The sequence below is a fragment of the Pseudomonas sp. NFIX28 genome (assembly GCF_900107395.1).
Taxonomy (GTDB): Bacteria; Pseudomonadota; Gammaproteobacteria; order Pseudomonadales; family Pseudomonadaceae; genus Aquipseudomonas.
Map to the genome: position 1 here is coordinate 305339 of NZ_FNPW01000007.1, position 19921 is coordinate 325259.

General features: G+C 61.4%; 20 protein-coding genes and 1 tRNA gene. 5 read left to right on the forward strand and 16 right to left on the reverse strand.

Annotation, left to right across the window (positions count from 1 at the left end):
* Positions 1-182 precede the first annotated feature (182 nt).
* Complete coding sequence (locus BLV20_RS16275; protein ID WP_092303131.1) at positions 183-1370, reverse strand: porin; 1188 nt, start codon at positions 1368-1370, stop codon at positions 183-185.
* Between the two features lie 419 nt (positions 1371-1789).
* Positions 1790-1879 (reverse strand) — tRNA-Ser (locus BLV20_RS16280).
* 318 nt (positions 1880-2197) lie between these two features.
* Between BLV20_RS16280 and BLV20_RS16285 the strand changes: the two genes are divergently transcribed.
* The 3 genes from BLV20_RS16285 (at position 2198) to BLV20_RS16295 (ending at position 4927) form a co-directional block, all read left to right on the forward strand.
* Positions 2198-2887: a crotonase/enoyl-CoA hydratase family protein gene (locus tag BLV20_RS16285; RefSeq protein ID WP_092303133.1), complete on the forward strand. Its 690-nt coding sequence runs from the start codon at positions 2198-2200 to the stop codon at positions 2885-2887.
* A gap of 213 nt (positions 2888-3100) precedes the next feature.
* Positions 3101-3823: a 1-acylglycerol-3-phosphate O-acyltransferase gene (locus BLV20_RS16290; protein WP_092303135.1), complete on the forward strand. Its 723-nt coding sequence runs from the start codon at positions 3101-3103 to the stop codon at positions 3821-3823.
* Between the two features lie 132 nt (positions 3824-3955).
* A complete protein-coding gene (locus BLV20_RS16295; protein ID WP_092303137.1) occupies positions 3956-4927 on the forward strand; it encodes a magnesium and cobalt transport protein CorA in 972 nt (323 codons plus the stop codon).
* A gap of 163 nt (positions 4928-5090) precedes the next feature.
* On the opposite strand, the gene BLV20_RS16300 is transcribed toward BLV20_RS16295, so the two are convergent.
* Complete coding sequence (locus BLV20_RS16300; protein WP_092303139.1) at positions 5091-5516, reverse strand: ester cyclase; 426 nt, start codon at positions 5514-5516, stop codon at positions 5091-5093.
* Positions 5517-5731: 215 nt separating this feature from the next.
* On the opposite strand from BLV20_RS16300, the gene BLV20_RS16305 reads away from it, so the two are divergent.
* On the forward strand, positions 5732-6700 hold the full coding sequence (locus BLV20_RS16305) for a LysR substrate-binding domain-containing protein (RefSeq protein ID WP_175540210.1): 969 nt from the start codon (positions 5732-5734) through the stop codon (positions 6698-6700).
* Between the two features lie 87 nt (positions 6701-6787).
* On the opposite strand, the gene BLV20_RS16310 is transcribed toward BLV20_RS16305, so the two are convergent.
* The 3 genes from BLV20_RS16310 to BLV20_RS16320 all read right to left on the reverse strand — a co-directional run bounded on the left by BLV20_RS16310 (position 6788) and on the right by BLV20_RS16320 (position 10997).
* Positions 6788-7516, reverse strand: coding sequence for an amidotransferase (locus tag BLV20_RS16310; protein ID WP_092303143.1), 729 nt, complete (start codon positions 7514-7516; stop codon positions 6788-6790).
* A gap of 105 nt (positions 7517-7621) precedes the next feature.
* On the reverse strand, positions 7622-9766 hold the full coding sequence (locus tag BLV20_RS16315; RefSeq protein WP_092303145.1) for a 3-hydroxyacyl-CoA dehydrogenase NAD-binding domain-containing protein: 2145 nt from the start codon (positions 9764-9766) through the stop codon (positions 7622-7624).
* A gap of 25 nt (positions 9767-9791) precedes the next feature.
* On the reverse strand, positions 9792-10997 hold the full coding sequence (locus tag BLV20_RS16320; RefSeq protein WP_092303147.1) for an acetyl-CoA C-acetyltransferase: 1206 nt from the start codon (positions 10995-10997) through the stop codon (positions 9792-9794).
* Between the two features lie 687 nt (positions 10998-11684).
* Here BLV20_RS16320 and BLV20_RS16325 point away from each other — a divergent pair.
* Positions 11685-12497, forward strand: a complete 813-nt coding sequence (locus tag BLV20_RS16325; RefSeq protein ID WP_092303149.1) for a c-type cytochrome — start codon at positions 11685-11687, stop codon at positions 12495-12497.
* Positions 12498-12953: 456 nt separating this feature from the next.
* On the opposite strand, the gene BLV20_RS16335 is transcribed toward BLV20_RS16325, so the two are convergent.
* The 10 genes from BLV20_RS16335 to BLV20_RS16380 all read right to left on the reverse strand — a co-directional run.
* Complete coding sequence (locus BLV20_RS16335) at positions 12954-13295, reverse strand: ribonuclease E inhibitor RraB (RefSeq protein WP_053278087.1); 342 nt, start codon at positions 13293-13295, stop codon at positions 12954-12956.
* 223 nt (positions 13296-13518) lie between these two features.
* On the reverse strand, positions 13519-13776 hold the full coding sequence (locus BLV20_RS16340) for a hypothetical protein (protein WP_092303152.1): 258 nt from the start codon (positions 13774-13776) through the stop codon (positions 13519-13521).
* A 115-nt stretch (positions 13777-13891) separates the two neighbouring features.
* Positions 13892-14500 carry an START domain-containing protein gene (locus tag BLV20_RS16345; RefSeq protein ID WP_092303154.1) on the reverse strand — a complete coding sequence of 203 codons (609 nt, stop codon included), beginning with the start codon at positions 14498-14500 and terminating at the stop codon, positions 13892-13894.
* Between the two features lie 43 nt (positions 14501-14543).
* Positions 14544-14798, reverse strand: a complete 255-nt coding sequence (locus BLV20_RS16350; RefSeq protein ID WP_080710501.1) for a YkgJ family cysteine cluster protein — start codon at positions 14796-14798, stop codon at positions 14544-14546.
* 169 nt (positions 14799-14967) lie between these two features.
* Positions 14968-15483, reverse strand: a complete 516-nt coding sequence (locus BLV20_RS16355; protein WP_092303156.1) for a translation initiation factor 2 — start codon at positions 15481-15483, stop codon at positions 14968-14970.
* Positions 15484-15562: 79 nt separating this feature from the next.
* On the reverse strand, positions 15563-17002 hold the full coding sequence (locus BLV20_RS16360) for an aminotransferase-like domain-containing protein (protein ID WP_092303158.1): 1440 nt from the start codon (positions 17000-17002) through the stop codon (positions 15563-15565).
* A gap of 201 nt (positions 17003-17203) precedes the next feature.
* Positions 17204-18016 carry an OmpA family protein gene (locus BLV20_RS16365; protein WP_092303160.1) on the reverse strand — a complete coding sequence of 271 codons (813 nt, stop codon included), beginning with the start codon at positions 18014-18016 and terminating at the stop codon, positions 17204-17206.
* Complete coding sequence (locus tag BLV20_RS16370; RefSeq protein WP_092303162.1) at positions 18013-18369, reverse strand: DUF4398 domain-containing protein; 357 nt, start codon at positions 18367-18369, stop codon at positions 18013-18015. Before BLV20_RS16370 ends, BLV20_RS16365 begins: the two co-directional genes overlap by 4 nt.
* Before the next feature lie 9 nt (positions 18370-18378).
* Positions 18379-19203, reverse strand: coding sequence for a substrate-binding periplasmic protein (locus tag BLV20_RS16375; RefSeq protein WP_092303164.1), 825 nt, complete (start codon positions 19201-19203; stop codon positions 18379-18381).
* Positions 19204-19284: 81 nt separating this feature from the next.
* On the reverse strand, positions 19285-19921 hold a 637-nt coding region (locus BLV20_RS16380; RefSeq protein ID WP_092303166.1), incomplete at its 5' end, for an electron transfer flavoprotein subunit alpha/FixB family protein.

Genomic DNA, 19921 nt, shown 5'->3' on the forward strand with positions numbered 1-19921 from the left:
CGCCTCCGGCGCGGGTGGTCTGAGCACTGAGTGTACGAAGGCCGTCCCGCAGGACGAATGCTACTTGGGTAGCGGGTAGGCGGTTCCATGGGCGTAGATGGGCCGGGGCGGTTCGTCCGCCAAGCCCGGCCAAGGGGCCCCTGCCCCGACGCGATGCGCACGCCGGGGCGGGGGCCAAAGGGTCACCAGGTCAGCACCGCTCCCACCGCGAAGGTGTCGGTGTCTTCGTTCTGCTCGCTGGTGTCATGGCCGTCGATAGAGAACTGGTTGTACTCGGCGACCAGCTTGAGGTTGTCGTTGACGTCATGGAACAGCGCCACGCCGCGGGTCTGGTAATCCGCGCCGCTGCCGACCACGCCGTTGCCATCGTCCTTGGTCTTGCCATAGGACAGCGCCAGGCGGTTCTTGCCGAGCTTGTAGGAGCCCTGCAGCAGGTAGCCGTCGCTGTCGACATTGCGCAGGGTCGGTTCGCCGGCGTTGTTGGTGAAAAACGGGTTGATGCCCTTGGCCTGGAAGCCCGAGCCGGTGAGCGACAGCCCGCCCATCTTGGCCTGCACGCCGTAGCCGAGGCCTTTGGAAGTGACCGTCTTGACCGTGGGGTCGGTGTTGTCCGAGCTCTGATAGCTGCCGTTGAGCCAGCTGTAGACCTTGGCCCCGGCCAGGTCGAACTGGTAGGTTATTTCGCTCTCGGTGCGCGGGTTTTCCTGGTAGGCCTTGCCGGTCGGGCTGCTGTCGTTGGTGTCCACCGGGTCCATGATGCCCACGGCGACCCGCAGGCCGTCCATCACCGGCGTGCGGTAGGTGATCTGCGAGGTGGGGAACGGATACGGGTAGCCGCTGCCGATGTTGCCGAAGGACACTCCGCCACCGTCCACCAGCCCCAGGCTGTCGCTGACCTGGCCATAACCGGCAAGCATTTCGTCGAGCAGAATGTTGGAACGCGCGAACAGCCCGAAGTCCTTGCCGATCAGCACCTCGCCCCACTCCGGGTTGGCCACCGTGCCGTAGAACTGACGTACGTCGATGGCGGTGTCTGTGCCGTTGGTCTCGCTGTCGTTGATGGTCACCCAGAACGAGGCCCGGGCCCCGAGCTTGAGGTCGTCGACCTGCTTGCCCATGTTGAAACCCAGGTAGTTGGGCAGAAACCCCATCTTGACTCGCGACTGGCGGCGGTCGTACTGGTCGCCGGCACGGTCGACATCGCTGTTGACGTAAAAGGCATTGATGTAGCCGTCCGTGGAAAACGTCGTCTGGTCCTTGTCGTACAGCATGATCTCGGCCTTGGCGGCACCGCTCAGGCCAAGGCTCGCAAGGCTGGCGATGGCCAATGCGAGGAAACGAGGGGGCAGGTTCTTATTGTTGTTGTGCATGGCGCGCTCCGAAAACGGGGGACGAGATGTCGGAGGCGATTATCAAAAGCCGACCAACAGCCTTGAACGCTGCTTTGGAGCAAGACGGCAACTGCTTTGGGCCGGCTCGGGGGGCGCGATGATTTCGGCCCGCGACCGGCCCGGGCCGGGGCGCAACACTTTGGGCGTAAGCCGCCCGCCCCCCTGGCGGCCCCCTACCGCGCCCGCCGAAGGGATGCCCTTTGCGCGCGCACAGCGCGGCAGCGCAAGACGCGTCGAGGCGGGGAAAGTGGTGATGGCAAAGGCCGGCTGCTCGCCAACGCCAGGGCGGCTGCTCGCGCAACGGGCAAACCGTGAAGAAACCGCAGGGGAAGGCGCTTGGGAATAAAACAGCCAGAAACGAAAAAGCCCCGTAAGAACGGGGCTTTTTCAGCAGGATATGGCGGTTGAGGAGGGATTCGAACCCTCGATACAGTTTCCTGTATACACACTTTCCAGGCGTGCTCCTTAAGCCACTCGGACACCCAACCGTGTCTCGTCAAACCGATTCAGTCTGTCGAGGCGCGCTAATGTAGTCGAAAGCTTTTCCGATGGCAAAGGTTTTTTTCAGAATTTTCATGCGCTTAAGACATTTCTCCGGATTGCGCTGCCGCGCTGGCTCCAGCGTCATGGCAAACCGGCCAATCTCTGGCCTGGCTGGCGGCTCGATGCAAGGACCGATGCGCGCGCCAGGTGGCCGGCTACGCTTGTCGTGCCGCAAAGGGCTGACTCACCAGTCAGTCACAGCGCTTTACCTGACCTGTGACGGTGGGTAACGTCTGCCCCACTTCAATACAAGGAATTGCGTCATGAGTGAGTTGATTTCTTACCACCTCGAAGACGGTATCGCGACCCTGACCTTGAGCAATGGCAAGGTCAATGCCATTTCCCCGGACGTGATTGCCGCTTTCAACGCTGCGCTGGACCAGGCCGTTAGCGACCGCGCGGTGGTGATCATCACCGGCCAGCCCGGCATTCTGTCCGGCGGCTACGACCTCAAGGTAATGACCGCCGGCCCCAAGGAAGCCGTGAGCCTGGTGACCTCGGGTTCGACCCTGGCCCGCCGCCTGCTGTCGCACCCCTTCCCCGTCATCGTCGCCTGCCCTGGGCACGCGGTGGCCAAGGGTGCGTTCCTGCTGTTGTCCGCGGATTACCGCATTGGTGTCGAAGGCCCGTTCAGCATTGGCCTGAACGAAGTGCAGATCGGCATGACCATGCACCACGCCGGCATCGAGCTGGCCCGTGACCGCCTGCGCAAATCCGCGCTGCACCGCTCGGTAATCAATGGCGAGATGTTCGACCCGCAAGGCGCGGTGGACGCCGGCTTCCTCGACAAGGTGGTGAGCGCCGAAGAGTTGCAGGGCGCCGCCCTGGCCGCCGCGCGCCAATTGAAGAAGATCAATATGACCGCCCACAAGAACACCAAGCTGAAAGTGCGCAAGGCGCTGCTCGAAGCCCTGGACAACGCGATCATCCTCGATCAGGAACACCTGGGCTGATACTTCGGCGCACTGCCCCCCGCCCGGCCCCTGTGCCGGGCTTTTTTTGCCTGCTCCACGAGAAAGGCTGGCGCGGCGCTCTAGCCCGCCACTGACCAAAGAGTCGGAAACATGCGCTTAAACATCGGCCATCTCCCTCTTCTATACAGATAATTGCCGAAAACAGTGCACATCCGTACACTGCGCCACCTTTTGTCCCCGGTGGGCCCGTAGATGCTGTATCTGTTTCGTATGTTATTGATGGGCCTGCATTTTATTGCAGCGGGGATTCTCGGCGTGCTGCTGGGGCTGTGCCGCCCGTTCAACCCGGATAACAGCCGCCTGTGCGCGCGCCTGTATGCGTTGCCGGCCATGTGCATCCTGCGCCTGCGGGTCAAGGCCGAAGTCGGGCCGCTGATGGACAAGCCCAAGAGCTGCGTGATCATCGCCAATCACCAGTCCAACTACGATCTGTTCGTGTTCGGTAATGTGGTGCCCCATCGCACGGTGTGCATCGGCAAGAAGAGCCTGAAATGGGTACCGCTGTTCGGCCAGTTGTTCTGGCTGGCGGGCAACGTGCTGATCGACCGCGGCAACGCGCACAAGGCGCGCCGCTCGATGCTGACCACCACCCACACCCTGCAACACAAGGACACCTCGATCTGGGTTTTCCCGGAAGGCACCCGCAACCTCGGCGAAGACCTGCTGCCCTTCAAGAAAGGCGCGTTCCAGATGGCCATCGCCGCCGGCGTACCGATCGTCCCGGTGTGCGCCAGCAGCTACATCCGCCACATGCGCCTGAACCGCTGGAACAGCGGCAAGATCCTGATCCGTTCGCTGCCGCCGATCCCCACCGCCGGGCTGAGCCTGGACGACATGCCGAGGCTGATCGAACAGTGCCGCGAGCAGATGCGCGAATGCATCGAGTCGATGGACCGCCAACTGCAGACCGCCTGAAAAAAGCCCGCCGCGTGCGGGCTTTTTCATGGTCGACGAACTCCGCCCACCCGGCTGACTCTGATTAGTCATACAGGCTAAGCTGCGCTGAGTCTTAATCCTCATTTCGATAAGAAGAAGCGAACAGGAACCATGGGTAGAGTTGTTGCCGCCGCAGTCTACAGCGCGGGTAAGAAAGTCACGGACATCACCCTGGACGAAGGTGCGGCCTGGGCGGCCAAACCCGGGCACTTCGTCTGGATCGGCCTCGAAGAGCCCGACGCCCAGGAGATGTTCAACCTGCAACGCCAGTTCAACCTGCACGAACTGGCCATCGAGGACGCCCTGGAGACACACAGCCGGCCGAAACTCGAAACCTTCGGTGACGCGCTGTTTATCGTCACCTATTCGCCGGTGCGCGACGCCGGCAAGCTGGAGTTCATCGAGACCCACATCTTTGCCGGCAAGGGCTACATCATTACCGCCCGCAAAGGCCACTCCAAATCCTATGCCTTCGTGCGCCAGCGCTGCGAGGCACGGCCGCTATTGCTGGAGCACGGCGAAGATTTCGTGCTCTACGCGCTGCTGGATTTCGTCACCGAAAACTACCAGCCGGTCGGCGAAGCGATCCATGCCGAGATCGACGCGCTGGAGCACAGCGTGCTGTGCAGCTCGCTCAGCGAGCGGGACATCCAGCACTTGCACAACCTGCGCCGCGATGTGCTGCGCCTGCGGCGCCATGTGGCGCCCATGGTGGAGATCAGCGAAGAGCTGCAGAAGCTCAGCTTTCCGTTTATCGACAAGAACATGCGCCCGTACTTTCGCGACGTGCAGATCCATGTCACCCGGCAGATGGAAGACCTGGCGACCTTGCGCGATATCGCCAGCCAGACCATCGAGATCGGCGTGTTGCTGGAGGCCTCGCGGCAAAGCGTGGTGCAACGCAAGTTCGCCGCCTGGGCGGCGATCCTCGCGTTCCCGACGGCGGTGGCCGGGATCTACGGAATGAACTTCGACAACATGCCCGAACTGAAGCTGCAGTACGGCTACTTCGGCGTACTGGCGTTCCTGGCGCTGGGCTGTACGGGGTTGTGGGCGAGCTTCAAGCGCTCGGGGTGGCTGTGAATCAAGAGTCGCCTTGAGCAGCGACGGTAGCGCGACAAGCTGGAGCTGGGCGCAACAGCCCGGCTCAGCTCACGCCCAGCATCGGGCGAAGATGAACCGGGTTATCTTTTTTGCAGGGCGAGCAAACACCATGCCGTCAATTTTGAATTGGTTGCTGCATTTCTTAAATATATTCAACAATTCCAAGTTGCCTGGCCATGAACAATTCGTTTCGCTCTACTATCTCTTCAACGATCTTGCCCGAATCGTTGAAACGAAAATAAGTTAATGCCGTCCAGGTTACATCCTTACCCTGTACATCAAAACCGTGCCATGTATTCGACCCTCGAGCCTGATGGGTCAAATGAACAACGATCACATCGTCAGTAACAATCTCTTTGCTGAATGTGGTGGTTATTGATTCATATCGTTCCAGCACATGTTCACGCAGGGCCCGCTTGAAGTTGCTGACGCCACGAATGGGCGCGTCGCAGTCGGGCCTATGCACAATGACATCGGCATCGAAGTACTCATGTACTCGTTCAGCATCTTTGCCATCCACGCAATATTTAAAATACTTTTTTACAGCTTCCAGGTTCTTGGCGCTCACTTGGCAAACTCCTCGCATAGTTGAAAGCCTGAATACTTCCTGGTTAAGCAAAGTGCCGAGCAGTACTTGCGATCATATATATGAATCACCCATACAACGCCGCATCAAAGTTTCAACCAGGACAGAACAGTCAGGTCCGAATTCATTCTAGGGAGGGTTTTGCTATCCGTAAATTCACATTATATTTAGTGTGATATCAGAAAATGGAATACCAGATGAAACTCGACAGGCTTGAACGATGGGCGACGGTAAGGCATTTCCGCTTAGCGATTGCACTGGTTGAGTACGGCAGCATCCTGCATGCGGCGCGCGCGCTTCATCTTTCGCAGCCCACGGCTACCAAGCTGTTGCAGGATCTGGAGGAAGCGGTGGGTGCCCCGCTCTTTATCCGCGGCCGTCGAGGCGTGACGCCTACGGAGCTCGGGCAAGCCTTTGTCGATCGCAGCCGGATGGTCCTCGCCCAGATCGACCATGTTTCGCACGCAATCGACGCGCTGGGCAGAGGCTACGCCGGGCGCGTCGCGATAGGTTGTGTGCTCACCGGATCGAGTTACCTCGTGCCCGCGGCGATCGCACGGCTCAGGTCATCGCGCCCTGATATCCGGATCAAAATTGTTGATGGCGTGAGTGCCGAGCTCATCCCTCGGCTCATATCAGGCGAACTTGATTTCCTGATTGGCAGGCTGTCCGACGTCAGTACCAGCGCGGTTGTGGCTCAGGAGGCTCTATTCAGCGAAAACGCCATTATTGTTGCAAGACGCGATCACCCACTTGCTCAGCAAACGGACGTCACGCTTGAACAACTCGCGCGCGAGGCGTGGCTGCTCCCACATGCGGAAACAACCTTGCGCAAGCAATTCGATAATATTTTTTATCGGGAAAATATCGATCCGCCCCATGCCACCATCGAAACGGTGTCCATGTTCAATATTCTCTGGTTACTCAGGCAGACGGATCTTCTTGGCATCTTGCCGCAGTCGGTGGCGTTTGATCCGGCATACCGCAATGAGATTGTTCGTCTGCCCGCTTTCGAATCGCTGGTATTGGAGCAGATCGGCGTCTCTCGACTTTCCGGCGTCGGATTATCCCCGGCCGCTTCCGCCCTGGTGGAGGCTCTGAGGGAGATCATGCGCAGTTCTTCGGAGGTTTTAGCGGAACTGCGAGGGCTTACTCCCCAGGATTGAAAACCTCCCAGCACGCAACGCAGCTGCTCGCCTACAAGGGTTTTGAAGTCTTTGTAGAAGCGAGCGGCTCGTGATGCGCTTATAGATTCAAACCGAGCCGGCCTGCGGCTTGTGCGCCACAAAACGCATCATCCACTCGGCAACAGTGCTGCCGTGATGGTCGCGGTCCAGGCTGGCGATGCCCTTTTGATAGACCTGCTCGCCCAGGTGCTGCTGGCGCAGGTCCAGCAAGGCCCGCGAGTAGTCGTGGATGAACTCCGGGTGGCCCTGGAAGCACAGCACCTGGTCGTTGATGTGATAGGCCGCGAACGGGCAGAAATCGCTCGAGGCGATGACCGTGGCGTTTTCCGGCAAGGCCGTCACCTGGTCCTGGTGGCTGATCAACAACGTCAGTTCCTCCACTACCGGGCTCATCCACGGCGCCTTGGCCGCCAGTTTGTAATTGTGCGTGCCTACGCCCCAGCCCTGGGTCGCGCGCTCGCTCTTGCCGCCCAGCAACAGCGCCAGCAATTGATGGCCAAAGCAGATGCCCAGCAACTTGTCGCCGCGCTGGTAACGGTCCAGCAGGTAGGTCTTGAGGGTCTGGATCCAGGGGTCGGTGCCGAAGGAATCGGCCTTGCTCCCAGTGACCAGGTAGGCGTCGAAGCTCAGGTTGTCGCTCGGGTAATGCCCCTGCATCACGTTGTAGACGGTAAATTCGGCAGCGATCGGCTGCTGTGAAAACAGGCGCTGAAACATCTGCCCGTAACCCTGATATTGATCGACCAATTCCGGACGCAGGATGTCGGTTTCCAGAATGCAGATGCGTAGCGACATAAAAAATACCTGACACGATGATGGGAATAATGAACACCCCAGAGCCTGCCTTGAAACGCCCAACCAAGGCAAGCCCCGCAATGCATCACTTTAGTCCCTTCAGCCTCAGAACAACTGGCCCTTGGCGGCCTTCTCCAACAGCAGCGCCGGTGGCGCAAAACGCTCGCCATATTGCTCGGCCAGGTACTGGGCGCGGGCGACGAAGTCCTTCAGGCCGTATTGGTTGATGAACTGCAAGGCCCCGCCGGTCCAGGCTGCGAAACCGATGCCGAAGATCGAGCCGATATTGGCATCGGCCGTCGAGCGCAATACGCCTTCCTCCACGCAACGCACGGTTTCGATGGCTTGCACGAACAACAGGCGATCGCGCACGTCCTGCGGCGAGATCTGCCCATCGGCTTTCTCGAAACGGGTTTTGAGCTGCGGCCACAAATGCTTCTGCGCCCCCACCGGGTATTCGTAGAAACCACCGCCCGCGGCCTTGCCCGGGCGCTTGTATTCATCGAGCAGCAGGTCGATCACGGCAAAGGCCGGATGCTCCGGCAGCGGCTTGCCCTCGGCCTGCAGATCCCTGGCGGTCTGTTGGCGGATATGGCTCATCAGGTTCAGGGAAACCTCATCGGAGATCGCCAGCGGGCCAATCGGCATGCCCGCCTTGCGCGCCTCGGTCTCGATCATCGGCGCGGCGACGCCCTCGCCCAGCATGGCGATGCCTTCGTGGGTAAAGGTGCCGAACACCCGCGAAGTGAAAAAGCCGCGGCTGTCGTTGACCACGATCGGGGTCTTCTTGATCTGCAGGACGAAGTCGAAGCCGCGTGCCAGGGTTTCATCGCTGGTCTGCTCGCCCCTGATGATTTCCACCAGGGGCATTTTTTCCACCGGGCTGAAGAAATGCAGGCCGATGAACTTGCCCTGGTCGGGCACCGCCCGGGCCAGGCCGCTGATGGGCAGGGTCGAGGTGTTGGACGCGATCACCGCCTGCGCCCCCACCACCTGCTGCGCCGCCGCCGAGACCCGGGCCTTGAGCTCGCGATCCTCGAACACCGCCTCGATGATCAGGTCGCAGCCGGCCAGGTCGGCGTCCTGCTCGGTGGCGCGGATCCGCGCCAGCGTGGCGTCACGCTGCTCGATGCTCAATTGGCCACGGGCAACCTTCTTGTCCAGCAGCGCCGCCGAATGCGCCTTGCCCTTCTCGGCCGCCGCCAGGGTGACGTCCTTGAGCACCACCTCGATGCCGGCCACGGCGCTGACATAGGCAATCCCGGCGCCCATCATCCCGGCCCCGAGCACCCCGACTTTGCGCGTTACATAGGGCGTAAAGCCCTCCGGGCGTGAGCCGCCGGCCTTGATCTCGTTGAGCTGGAACCAGAAGGTGCCGATCATGTTCTTCGCCACCTGGCCGGTGGTCAGCTCGGTGAAATAGCGCGCTTCGATAAGCTGCGCGGTATCGAAATCGACCTGGGCGCCCTCCACTGCCGCGCAGAGGATCTTTTCCGGCGCCGGGAAGCAGCCCTGGGTCTTGCTGCGCAGGATCGACGGCGCGATAGCCAGCATCTGCGCGACTTTCGGGTGCGACGGCGTGCCACCGGGGATCTGGTAGCCGGCCACGTCCCAGCGCTGCGTCACCGCAGGGTTGGCGACAATCCACGCCCGGGCCTTGGCCAGCAGGTCCTGGCGGTCGCTGGCCAGTTGGTCGACCAGGCCGGCTTGCAGCGCCTGCTGCGGCCGCACCTTCTTGCCTTCCAGCAGGTATGGCAGGGCTTTTTCCAGGCCCAGCAAACGCACCATGCGCACCACCCCGCCACCGCCCGGCAGCAGGCCGAGGGTCACTTCCGGCAGGCCGACCTGCAGCGACGGATCGTCCAGCGCCACCCGGTGATGGCAGGCCAGGCAGATTTCCCAGCCACCGCCCAGGGCCGCGCCGTTGATCGCCGCCACCACGGGTTTGCCCAGGGTCTCCAGGGCCCGTAGCTGGCCCTTGAGGGTCAGCACCCAGTCATAGAAGGTCTGGGCGTCGGCTTTGCCGACCTTGATCAGTTCGTTGAGGTCGCCGCCGGCGAAGAAGGTCTTTTTCGCCGAGGTGACGATCACCCCGGCAATCGACTCCCGCTCGGCTTGCAGGCGGGCCACGCAGGCGGCCATGGCCTCGCGGTACACCGCGTTCATGGTGTTGGCGCTCTGGCCCGGCATGTCGATGGTCAGAACGACGATCTGGTCCTGGCCCTTTTCGTAACGGATGGCTTCGGTCATGAAAGTGTTTCCTTGAAGTCGGGGCTCAGAGGCGTTCGATGATGGTGGCGATACCCATGCCGCCGCCGACGCAGAGGGTCGCCAGGCCGTAACGCAGGCGCCGTGCCTCCAGCTCGTCGAGCAGGGTGCCGAGGATCGCGCAGCCGGTGGCGCCCAGCGGGTGGCCCATGGCGATGGAGCCGCCATTGACGTTGACCTTGTCCGGGTCGATGGCCATGTCCTTGATGAATTTGAGCACCACCGAGGCGAAAGCCTCGTTGACCTCGAACAGGTCGATGTCCTCGACCCGCAGCCCGGCCTTGGCCAGCGCCTTGCGAGTGGCCGGCGCCGGCCCGGTGAGCATGATGGTCGGATCGGTGCTGGTGACCGCCGTGGCGACGATCCGCGCCCGTGGCGTGAGCCCCAACGCCTGGCCCTTGGCTTCGGAGCCGATGAGCATCAGCGCCGCGCCGTCGACTATCCCTGAGCTGTTGCCCGGGGTGTGCACGTGGTGGATGCGCTCGACATGGCTGTAGACCCGCAGCGCGGTGGCGTCGAAGCCCATTTGGCCGATCATTTCGAAGCTGGGCTTGAGCTTGCCCAGGCCTTCGAGGGTGGAGTCGGCGCGAATGAATTCATCGTGGTCCAGCAGGACAATGCCGTTCTGGTCCTGCACCGGCACCAGCGACTTGGCGAACGCCCCCGCCGCCCTGGCCCGCGCGGCCTTTTGCTGGGACTGCAGGGCAAAGGTGTCGACATCCTGGCGGCTGAAGCCTTCGAGGGTGGCAATCAGGTCCGCGCCAATGCCTTGCGGGGTGAAATGGCTGTGCATATTGGTTTGCGGGTCGAGCACCCAGGCGCCGCCGTCGCTGCCCATGGGTACCCGCGACATCGACTCGACGCCACCGACCACCACCAGGTCTTCGAAACCGGAGCGAACTTTCATCGCGCCCAGGTTCACCGCCTCGAGGCCCGAAGCGCAAAAACGGTTGATCTGCACCCCGGCCACGCTGACATCCCAGTCGGCGACCAACGCCGCGGTCTTGGCGATGTCGGCGCCCTGGTCGCCGATCGGCGTCACGCAGCCGAGCACGATGTCGTCGACCTGGCTGGTGTCGAGTTCGGTACGCCGCTGCAGGGCATCGAGCAGCCCGGCCAGCAGGTTCACCGGCTTGACGCTGTGCAGGGCGCCGTCGGCCTTGCCTTTGCCACGTGGGGTGCGTAATGCATCGAATATCAAAGCCTGGGTCATGACGTCCTCGAACCGCTGTGCAAATGAATGATGACAGGGCTCCCACTCTTGGCTCCGAGGGCGCCGGATTCAATGACCGATGCGCTCACTGACCTTGACGGTCACGCTCAGACGAACGGTAGTGAGCTAATGGATTGCGCGTGGCGCACAAGGGAACTGTCTAGACAAAGGCCGGGCAAGAAGATGGCAATAAGCCTCATGTCATTTTTAAAGCATCAGTCTATTAGCTGATACGAAATGGATCTAAGCCAAGGGTTACAAGGCCCCTAATGTAGAAATTGTAAGGCAGTGAATCGTTGCAGCCGGGTCTTGCCGGTGCACGCCGAAAAAAGGACACATCGCCTGATCCTGGTGAAGAGGCAGGCATGCATTTGATGTTCAGGAATAACAACAAAAGGCATTCAGCCATGCTCAAGCATTCGAAAGTCCGTCAAGCGGGGCTCATTCTGTTCGCAACCACCTTGCTTCTGATTTTGCCGAACCTCACCAAAGTGATCGGCTAGAGGCGTGCCCATTCCGTCACGCAGTCGCATCTTTGTGCTCCGGTTCGCTACCGGGGCCGGCGCTTGTGTGCCACTCTTTCTGACGTCGCGGCCACGCTGAATCAGCGCGTCGTCGCGCCTTGTCAGAAACCGGAGGCGGGCCAGCCCATGGCGCTCTCCCCCTCAGCGACGGAACAGCGATCAATTGAAATCTCTCATCTTGCTCGGCAGCGCCCTGCTCCTTGCCACCACGGCGCATGCCGCACAGCTGACCCTGGAACTGGGGGCCGGCAGCCGCACCTGGCAGACCGAGGAACTGCTCAAGCATCCTCAGGTGCAAACCGTCACCGTCAAGGATGACGTGTCCTACAAACGCGACATGAGTTACCGCGCGGTGCCGATCTCCGCCTTGCTCACCGGCATCCGGGCCGATGACCATCTGCAGGCCGTCGCGCTGGATGGCTTCGCCGCCGAGCTGCCTGCCGCGCCGCTGCTCAATACGGTCGGCGCCCAGGCCTGGCTGGCCATCGAGGACCCGGCCCGGCCCTGGCCGCCGCTGGCTGAAGGCAAGCACAGCGCGGGGCCTTTCTACCTGGTGTGGACCAACCCGCAGGCCGGGCATATCAGCCCCGAACAGTGGCCGTTCGAAGTGGCGAGCATCAAGCGCCTGGCGCCGGTCGCCGAACGTTTTCCAGCCCTGCGCCCGGACCCCAGGCTCGCGGCCGGCGACCCGGTGAACCAGGGTTTTGCCTTGTTCCAGAAAAACTGCCTGGCCTGCCATCGCCTCAACGGCGCCGGCGACTCGCAGTTCGGCCCGGACCTGAATATCCCCTACAGCCCCACCGAATACTTCGGCGCGGACTTCCTCAAGCGCTATATCCGAGACCCGCAGAGCCTGCGCCGCTGGCCACAGGCGAAGATGCCGGCCTTCACCAGCAACGTCTTGCCGGACGCCGAGCTGGAGTTGCTGGTGGGGTATCTGAAGCATATGGCGGGACGTAAGCAGGCGGCGCAATAGGCTTGGTCTTGCGGTGTTCTCCCGGACGCTATCGCGGGCAAGCCTCGCTCCTACAGTCGAGTAATGTATTGGCTATCGACGGCATAGCCAGACTTGATTTCACCGCCAGGGCAAAACTGCGCAGAATTCACTGCAACCGCGCAAACGACTGCCGCATCGCCAAGACGCGCAGTCGATGCCCCACCCTTTCATGGCGCCACTGGCAGCCGGGTCCGGAATGTCCCGACCGGTTTCCTCTCCTACCGGTCTTCCCTTTTGGCCACCCTCAGCGGGTGGCCTTTTTTTGTCCGCTTTGTTTGTAGGAGCGAGGCTTGCCCGCGATCAGGCCGACGCCGTTTGGCCGAACAAGCGCGCCCCCTATCGCGCGCAAGTCGCGCTCCGCAGAGCCCGGGGCAGAAACGAAATCGGCCGACCCGAAGGTCAGCCGATGTTGAGTCTCGACGCTATTCATATGCACTAAACGAGTCGCCCTCGAACCTCCTGCTTCACGCCCCAACCCTCGATGATTCCGCCCAGGGGCGCGACCACCGCTTCAAAATCCTGCTCGAAGTCGCCGATGCCGCCGTAGGTGGCGTACATCACCTTGCTCAGCTCCAGGTACCAGGCGCCGTCATCGCGCACGCTGACCTGGGCATTCAAGGATTCACCGCGAAACTGCCCTGCCGCCCTGCGTGCCCGCTCCTCGTCCGGGAAAATGGCGTAGAACTCGATGGGATGGAATTGTGAAAAGTCGAAACCGCCTTCTTTCATGCGGCGCAGCACGCTGCTGCTGATGTCTTCTTGATAGGCTGTGCTCATGAAACGTCCTCCTCAAACCGATGGATAGACTTTCCGTACTTCCCTGCCTGCCACCGCACGGTGCAAGGCTTGCGGCGAGAGGATCGCCGCCAGGAAACAAGCATGTAGCTGACAAGACCAGACCTTAGCGATTCGTTCGCTGATCTTGAATGCAGAGTAGCGCCAAGACGCAGGCGCTGCCAAGGTCTGGGTTCAAGCTCGGTGGGGCTTTGCGTATTAAAGATTAAATCGGCGTAATGCTGAGGATTTGAATACTGTTCTGCTCTTTCAGGCTCTTGACGGTAGGGTCATCGATACGCCCCTCCAGATCGTTGAGGTCAAGCTCGGCCGGTACCGGCAAAAGCTTTGCGCGAATCAATTGTGCCGCGTCCTCCATGCTGGGCTGCTGCTCACAGTCGAATTGCTCGACTGACTGGACACCATGATCGTCGACGAAAGTGATTTGCCACTTTTGCATCAGTGCCTCCTTGATAAAGCCCATGAATGGACTCACAAGATGTCGACCCTCAACAGCCGATAATCGTTCAACCAGGGGCCCCGCCGACACCATTGAAAAAGGCTGCCCTGGGGCAGCCTTTTTCGCAGCGACCGGATGCTTACGGCTTCTCGGCGCGGGCCTTCAAGGCCTTGAGGGTGTTGAACGGCGCATCGACGACAAACTTGTTGGCCAGCCAGGACGGCACGCTTCCGCCAGGCTCGGTGTGCACCTGGTAAGTCACTTCGACCTGGTCCGCGCCCTTGGGCACGAATTTCCAGAAGCCTTCGACCTGGGCGACACGCACGAAACCTTTCTCGTCGGGAATGTAGGTGGGTACGCCTTCGAGCTTGCGGGTCAGGCTGCCGTCGGCTCCTTCGCTGGTGGTAACGCGCAATACCGAATCGCGTGGCGTGACCGGCCACGGCGTATTGAACTGGGTGTAGGTCCAGCTCTGACTGCCTTCGTGCTTGAGCAGTTTCTGCGACTTGCATTCATGAACCCAGGCACAGGCGCCCGCCACATCGTCCTGCAGGGCGCGCAGCTTGGCCACGCTGGTTTTCATGGTGGCGACGCCACGGTAAGCCTTGTATTTGGAACCGGCCACTTCACTCAAGGAGACCTTGATGCCGTCTTCGTCCTTGGCCGTTTGCCAATCTTCGGCGTGGGCGGTTGCCGACAGCAGAACGGTCAACCCACAGAGCACAGCAATTCGATGCAGCGAACCCATTGTCTTATTCCTTATTGTTGAAGTTCCGTTCACTTCCGACATTTCACGCCGCCGTCATTTGCTCCCACCAGCCCAACAAGCGGATGGCCTCTTCCCGACTGCCGCCGCAGACTTCGACATCGGCCTGGAACGCACCACAGACGGCGGGCCGTTCGGGCTGGCCGAACAAACCGCACAGCAGTTCGACAGAAAGGTGGATGCAACGTTCTCCGGCCGGTTTGCCATTGGGCATGCCGGGAATCGGGGTACTGATGGAAGGGGCAATGCAACAGGCGCCACAGCCTTCACGGCAGTTCATGACGACAAGCTCCTCGCGACGGGCAAAAGTATTGGAATGACGCGGGCTAGAGTAACCGCTAAAACAGCCGTTTGAAATTGGCCGCAAGCGGGTTTTTGCTCTCGGGCTCGCGTGACTGACCAGTCTCCGACAAAGCGTCAGGGCCGCGGGTCACAGTCTGGGCAAGGGTTTACTGCTTGAACTCGAAATCCAGCGCCGCGCCTTCGACGTCGTGCCGTTCGTCCTTGCGCAACTGCAACTGCATTTCGTTGCTCAGCAGCCGACCGTTGAGCTGGAACGGACTGTCGTCCTTGGGTTTTTCGCCGAACATCGGCGGCAGCAACGGGGTGCGCTTGGGTTGGTTGACCGAGCCGATTGGCTGCAATTGCTTGACCATTTCCGGCGGCAGGCTCAGGTCCACGTTGGCCGAAGGCAAGGGTGTCCTCGCAATCTCACTGGCTGGCTTGGATTTGGAAGCGATGGGCGCGCGCTTTTTCTGCCCATTGGCCTTGGTCTTAGCCTTGGCCTTGCTGGTCGTTGCCGCCTTCTTTGCCGGTGCGGCTTTCTTGGCGGCTGGGGTTTTCTGCGATGGGCTGGTGGCGCTTGCCGCGACCTTTTCCTGGGCCGGAGCCGCCAGAACGCTAGTCGTGCCGAAAACACTCAATACACTGACCAATACCCAGGCAACAGGAAAAATCGCTTTCATAGGGAGACAACAGGATCGGCGGCGAAGAGCCATATGCTCGCTTGTTGACCGCGCGAAAACAAGCGCGGCAACCGATCCTTCAAAAACCGCCCGCGGCCTCCTGGCACAGCTGGCTGGCCAACATGCCCAGGGTCATCAATGCCCGCTCGGCCTCACGATTCCACGGCGTGCCGCAGTTGAGGCGAATGCAGTGGTTGAACTGCTCGGTATTACTGAAGATCAACCCCGGCGCGATGCTGATGCCCTGCTGCAATGCCCGCACGTGCAACTCCTGGGTATTGACCCGCCCCGGCAGGCTGACCCAGAGGATGAAACCGCCATTGGGACGGGTAATCTGCGTGCCCTCCGGAAAATACTGCTGCACCGCCAGCTGAAAGGCGCTGAGGTTCTTGCGGTATTCCTGGCGGATGAAACGCAGATGCCGGTCGTAACCGCCGTTCTCCAGGTAGGCTGCGACCCCCATCTGCGTGACGCTGCAGGCCGAGTGGGTACTGAAGGTCTGCAAGCGCTGGATTTCCTGCTGGAACTTGCCGGCAATCATCCAGCCGATGCGCACGCCGGGCGACAGGGTCTTGGAAAAACTCGAGCAATAGATCACCCGGTCCAGCCGGTCATAGGCCTTCAGCGCCTTGGTACGACCGACCTCGAACATCAGCTCGCCGTAGATATCGTCCTCGACGATCTGGATGTCGAAATCCGAGGCCAGGCGCAGCAGTTGCTTCTGCCGCTCCTCCGGCATGGTGCCGCCCAACGGGTTGCTCAAGCGCGTGGTCAACACCAGGGCCTTGATCGACCACTGGTTGGCCGCCAGTTGCAGCGCTTCCAGGCTCATGCCGGTGGAGGGGTCACTGGGGATCTCGATGACCTTGAGCCCCAGCAGGTCGGCCAGTTGCAGCAGGCCGTAGTAAGTCGGCGACTCCGCGGCGATCAGGTCGCCCGGGCGGGTCAGCACGCGCAATGACATCTGCAAGGCATCCACGCAGCCGTGGGTGATCACCACTTCGGACGGGTCGACCACCACGCCGGCGTCGCGCATGCGAATCGCCACCTGCCGGCGCAACGGCTCGAAACCCGGGCTGAACATGTAGCTGAAGGCGCGCGGGCTATGGAAACGGGTGACCTTGGCCAGTTGCTGGTGCAGCGCCCGCACCGGCAGGTAATCGACGCTCGGCACCGCGGCCCCCAGCGGAAACACGCCTTCACGACGCGACTCCACCAGCACCTGGTGAATGATGCTGCTGCGCGTCACCAGGCCCGGGCGTTCGACCCGGGCGATATCCGGCGTCGGCGCGGTCAGCGCCGGGGTCTGGTGCACGTAGTAACCCGACTGCGGACGGGCGCGGATCAAGCCCTGGTCCTCAAGATTGGCGTAGGCCTGAAGCACCGTGGCATGGCTGACGTTGAGCTGCGAACTCATCTTGCGCACCGAAGGAACGCGTTCCCCGGGCTGGTACACACCGCGCCGAATATCTTCAGCCAGCTGCTGAGCGATACGTTGATAAAGCAAGAGATTGGTCATGACGCTGCACTCGATTTCACCGGCATTTTATTCTTGTGGATGACGATACCGGAACAGTTCATAAGTGTACTGGGACAGTTGCCACAATAGTCGACCGTACAGGCCAGTGTCAGCAAAAACTGTACTGTTTTGTGTGCCAATCGTCAGGCATAAAAAAACCCGGCTCCACAGGGAAGCCGGGTTTCTTTGGCGAGCCGCGCCTTAGCGGGCGGCGCCTAGCTGGCCCTTCTCGTCGGAGAAGACAATTTCCACCCGACGGTTCTGCGCCCGTCCACGCTCGGAGGCGTTGGCCTCGACCGGGTATTCATCGCCGTAACCTTCAACCTGGACGCGCTTTTCTTCGACCCCCAGGTCCACCAGGATATCGGCCACGGCCTGCGCCCGGTCGCGGGACAATTTCAGATTGCTCTGCTTGTCGCCGGTATTGTCCGTGTAGCCCTCGATCCGCACCACGCGCTTGGGGTTGAGCTGGAGAAATTGCACGACCTTCAGCACCGTGCGGTTGGCGGAGCTTTTCAGCTCGGCCTCGCCGGTGTCGAACAGCACGTCGCCCAGGGTCATCACCAGGCCGCGGTCGGTCTGGGTGGTGGCCAGGTTGATGATCTGGTCTTCCAGCCACTTGCCCTGTTGCTGCACGCTCAGCAGCTTGGCCTCGCGCAGGGCCAGTTGCAGGCGCTGGCGTTCCAGCTCGAGCTTGGCCGCCTGCTCCTGGTTCAGGGCCTGGTTGGTGTGCTCGCGGGCGATTTCGCTGTAGCGCTGGCTGAGGTAGGCGTAGTGCACCACATCCGAACCGCTGCCCCAGTAGCTGGACAGGCGATCGGCGCGGGCCAGGGACTCACCGGCACGGATCACATCCTTGGGCGCGATGCGCAGCACGTTGGAGTCTTCCTTGACCTTCTGGAAGTCATTGCCCGCCTGTTCCAGCGCCGCTTCGCTGCGTTGCCCGGCACAGCCGTAGAGGCCGGCGCAGGCGACCAGCAGCACGCCACTCAATACATGGGTCATACGAATCATTGGGCATCTCCCAGTTGCTTGCGCAGACGAGTGATGCGGGTCTGGAGCTGGTTCAATTGTTCCTGGCTTTTTTGCGTCAGGACCCGTGCTTCGGCCAGGCGTGCATCCAGCTCCGCCTGCTCGGCACGCATGCGCGCGTGCTTGAAGGACTGCTCCTGCATGTTGCGTTGCGCCCGGGCGAATTTGTCTTCAGCCAGTTTCATTTCCGGTATTTCTTCCGCGGTGGCCCCCACCGCCTTGGCCTGGGCCAGGGTTTGTTCGGTCAGGCGCATTTGTTCATTCGGCGCCGGATCGGCTGCGCAACCCGCCAGAGCCAGGACGGCCAGGGCAGCGAAAAGAGGTCGAATACTCACAAGAAATCCCTACTGTTTGGGGGTGCTGACAGGTTGCTGCAACTGTGCCTTCCAACGCTCGAGATTGCGCTGCAGCACGGCCTCCGTCAGACCGGACGCGGGCAATTCTGTCATCTTTTTCGCCAACTGTCCGCGTAACCATGGGTCGTTGCAGGCGGAGTTGTGTGAGATGGCCAGGAACAAGCCGGGTTTGTCGGCGGGTTGCTCAAAGGCCAGCAGATCGTTGGCCATGCCCAGCGACTGGGCCAGGGCCATGCCGGCGTAGCGTCCGGCCAGCACGTACTCCACTTCCCCGAGCAACAGTTTCTGGAATGCCTGGGTCAGGTTCGGCATGCGGGTCAGGCTCAATTGCGCCTTGGCAAAGGCCTCGAAGGACGGCGTCAGGCGCGCCCTCTCCGATAATGCGCCGGTATGCCCATGCAGGTCCGACGGCTGGCTGTAGCTCAACGTCGAGCCCTTGCGGGTCCAGACCAGGAAATCGTTCTCCAGCAGCGGCGGATGGATGTAGTCCAGCGTTTCCAGCTCATTTACCGTCAGCGGCGCGTCGGCCAGCATGTCCATGCGCCCGCTGCGCACTTCGTCGAGGGCGGCGGAGCGTTTGCCGGCATACAGCAGCTCGACCTTGATCCCCAGCTCCTGCGCCACGTGCTGCAGCAGTTCGGCGCTGGCGCCAATCAGGTGCGTGGGGTCTTGCGGGTCGCGCCACAGATACGGCGGCGCGTCCGGACTGCCAGTCACCACCAGGCGCTCGCATTTACCGGCGGCCATCGCCGGCAACGGCATTAGCGTCAGTCCCAGCAGCACTGAAAGGCCACCCAGGCGGCGCAGATCCATGGCGAAATTCTCCCGTTCAAATCCCAGACAATAAAAAAGCCCGGCCAAAAGGCCGGGCTCTTTATAAGTGAAGCCGCTGGATTAGACCAGCTTCTCCAGCTCGGGTACGGCTTCGAACAAGTCCGCCACCAGGCCGTAATCGGCCACCTGGAAGATCGGCGCTTCTTCGTCCTTGTTGATCGCAACGATCACCTTGGAGTCTTTCATGCCGGCCAGGTGCTGGATCGCGCCGGAGATACCGACGGCGATGTACAGCTGTGGCGCAACGATCTTGCCGGTCTGACCGACCTGCATATCGTTCGGTACAAAACCCGCGTCGACCGCGGCGCGCGAAGCACCGACGGCAGCGCCCAGCTTGTCGGCCAGGGCGTACAGGTGTTTGAAGTTGTCACCGTTCTGCATGCCGCGGCCGCCGGAAACGACGATCTTGGCGGCGGTCAGTTCAGGACGGTCGGACTTGGCCAGCTCTTCACCCACGAAGCTCGACTTGCCTGCATCGTGAGCGGCAGCAACCGCTTCGACAGCGGCCGAACCGCCTTCGGCGGCAACGGCGTCGAAACCGGTGGCGCGCACGGTGATGACTTTCACCGCGGCGTTCGATTGCACGGTAGCGATGGCGTTACCGGCGTAGATCGGACGCTTGAAGGTGTCGGCGCTTTCTACCGAGATGATCTCGGAGATCTGGTCGACGTCCAGCTGCGCGGCAACGCGCGGCAGG

What these genes read in the sequence shown, in the direction of transcription:
- BLV20_RS16275 (WP_092303131.1), bottom strand. Translation starts at nt 1,370, where the DNA reads ATGCACAACAACAATAAGAACCTGCCCCCTCGTTTCCTCGCATTGGCC.
- BLV20_RS16285 (WP_092303133.1), top strand. Translation starts at nt 2,198, where the DNA reads ATGAGTGAGTTGATTTCTTACCACCTCGAAGACGGTATCGCGACCCTG.
- BLV20_RS16290 (WP_092303135.1), top strand. Translation starts at nt 3,101, where the DNA reads ATGCTGTATCTGTTTCGTATGTTATTGATGGGCCTGCATTTTATTGCA.
- BLV20_RS16295 (WP_092303137.1), top strand. Translation starts at nt 3,956, where the DNA reads ATGGGTAGAGTTGTTGCCGCCGCAGTCTACAGCGCGGGTAAGAAAGTC.
- BLV20_RS16305 (WP_175540210.1), top strand. Translation starts at nt 5,732, where the DNA reads ATGAAACTCGACAGGCTTGAACGATGGGCGACGGTAAGGCATTTCCGC.
- BLV20_RS16310 (WP_092303143.1), bottom strand. Translation starts at nt 7,516, where the DNA reads ATGTCGCTACGCATCTGCATTCTGGAAACCGACATCCTGCGTCCGGAA.
- BLV20_RS16315 (WP_092303145.1), bottom strand. Translation starts at nt 9,766, where the DNA reads ATGACCGAAGCCATCCGTTACGAAAAGGGCCAGGACCAGATCGTCGTT.
- BLV20_RS16320 (WP_092303147.1), bottom strand. Translation starts at nt 10,997, where the DNA reads ATGACCCAGGCTTTGATATTCGATGCATTACGCACCCCACGTGGCAAA.
- BLV20_RS16335 (WP_053278087.1), bottom strand. Translation starts at nt 13,295, where the DNA reads ATGAGCACAGCCTATCAAGAAGACATCAGCAGCAGCGTGCTGCGCCGC.
- BLV20_RS16340 (WP_092303152.1), bottom strand. Translation starts at nt 13,776, where the DNA reads ATGGGCTTTATCAAGGAGGCACTGATGCAAAAGTGGCAAATCACTTTC.
- BLV20_RS16345 (WP_092303154.1), bottom strand. Translation starts at nt 14,500, where the DNA reads ATGGGTTCGCTGCATCGAATTGCTGTGCTCTGTGGGTTGACCGTTCTG.
- BLV20_RS16350 (WP_080710501.1), bottom strand. Translation starts at nt 14,798, where the DNA reads ATGAACTGCCGTGAAGGCTGTGGCGCCTGTTGCATTGCCCCTTCCATC.
- BLV20_RS16355 (WP_092303156.1), bottom strand. Translation starts at nt 15,483, where the DNA reads ATGAAAGCGATTTTTCCTGTTGCCTGGGTATTGGTCAGTGTATTGAGT.
- BLV20_RS16360 (WP_092303158.1), bottom strand. Translation starts at nt 17,002, where the DNA reads ATGACCAATCTCTTGCTTTATCAACGTATCGCTCAGCAGCTGGCTGAA.
- BLV20_RS16365 (WP_092303160.1), bottom strand. Translation starts at nt 18,016, where the DNA reads ATGATTCGTATGACCCATGTATTGAGTGGCGTGCTGCTGGTCGCCTGC.
- BLV20_RS16375 (WP_092303164.1), bottom strand. Translation starts at nt 19,203, where the DNA reads ATGGATCTGCGCCGCCTGGGTGGCCTTTCAGTGCTGCTGGGACTGACG.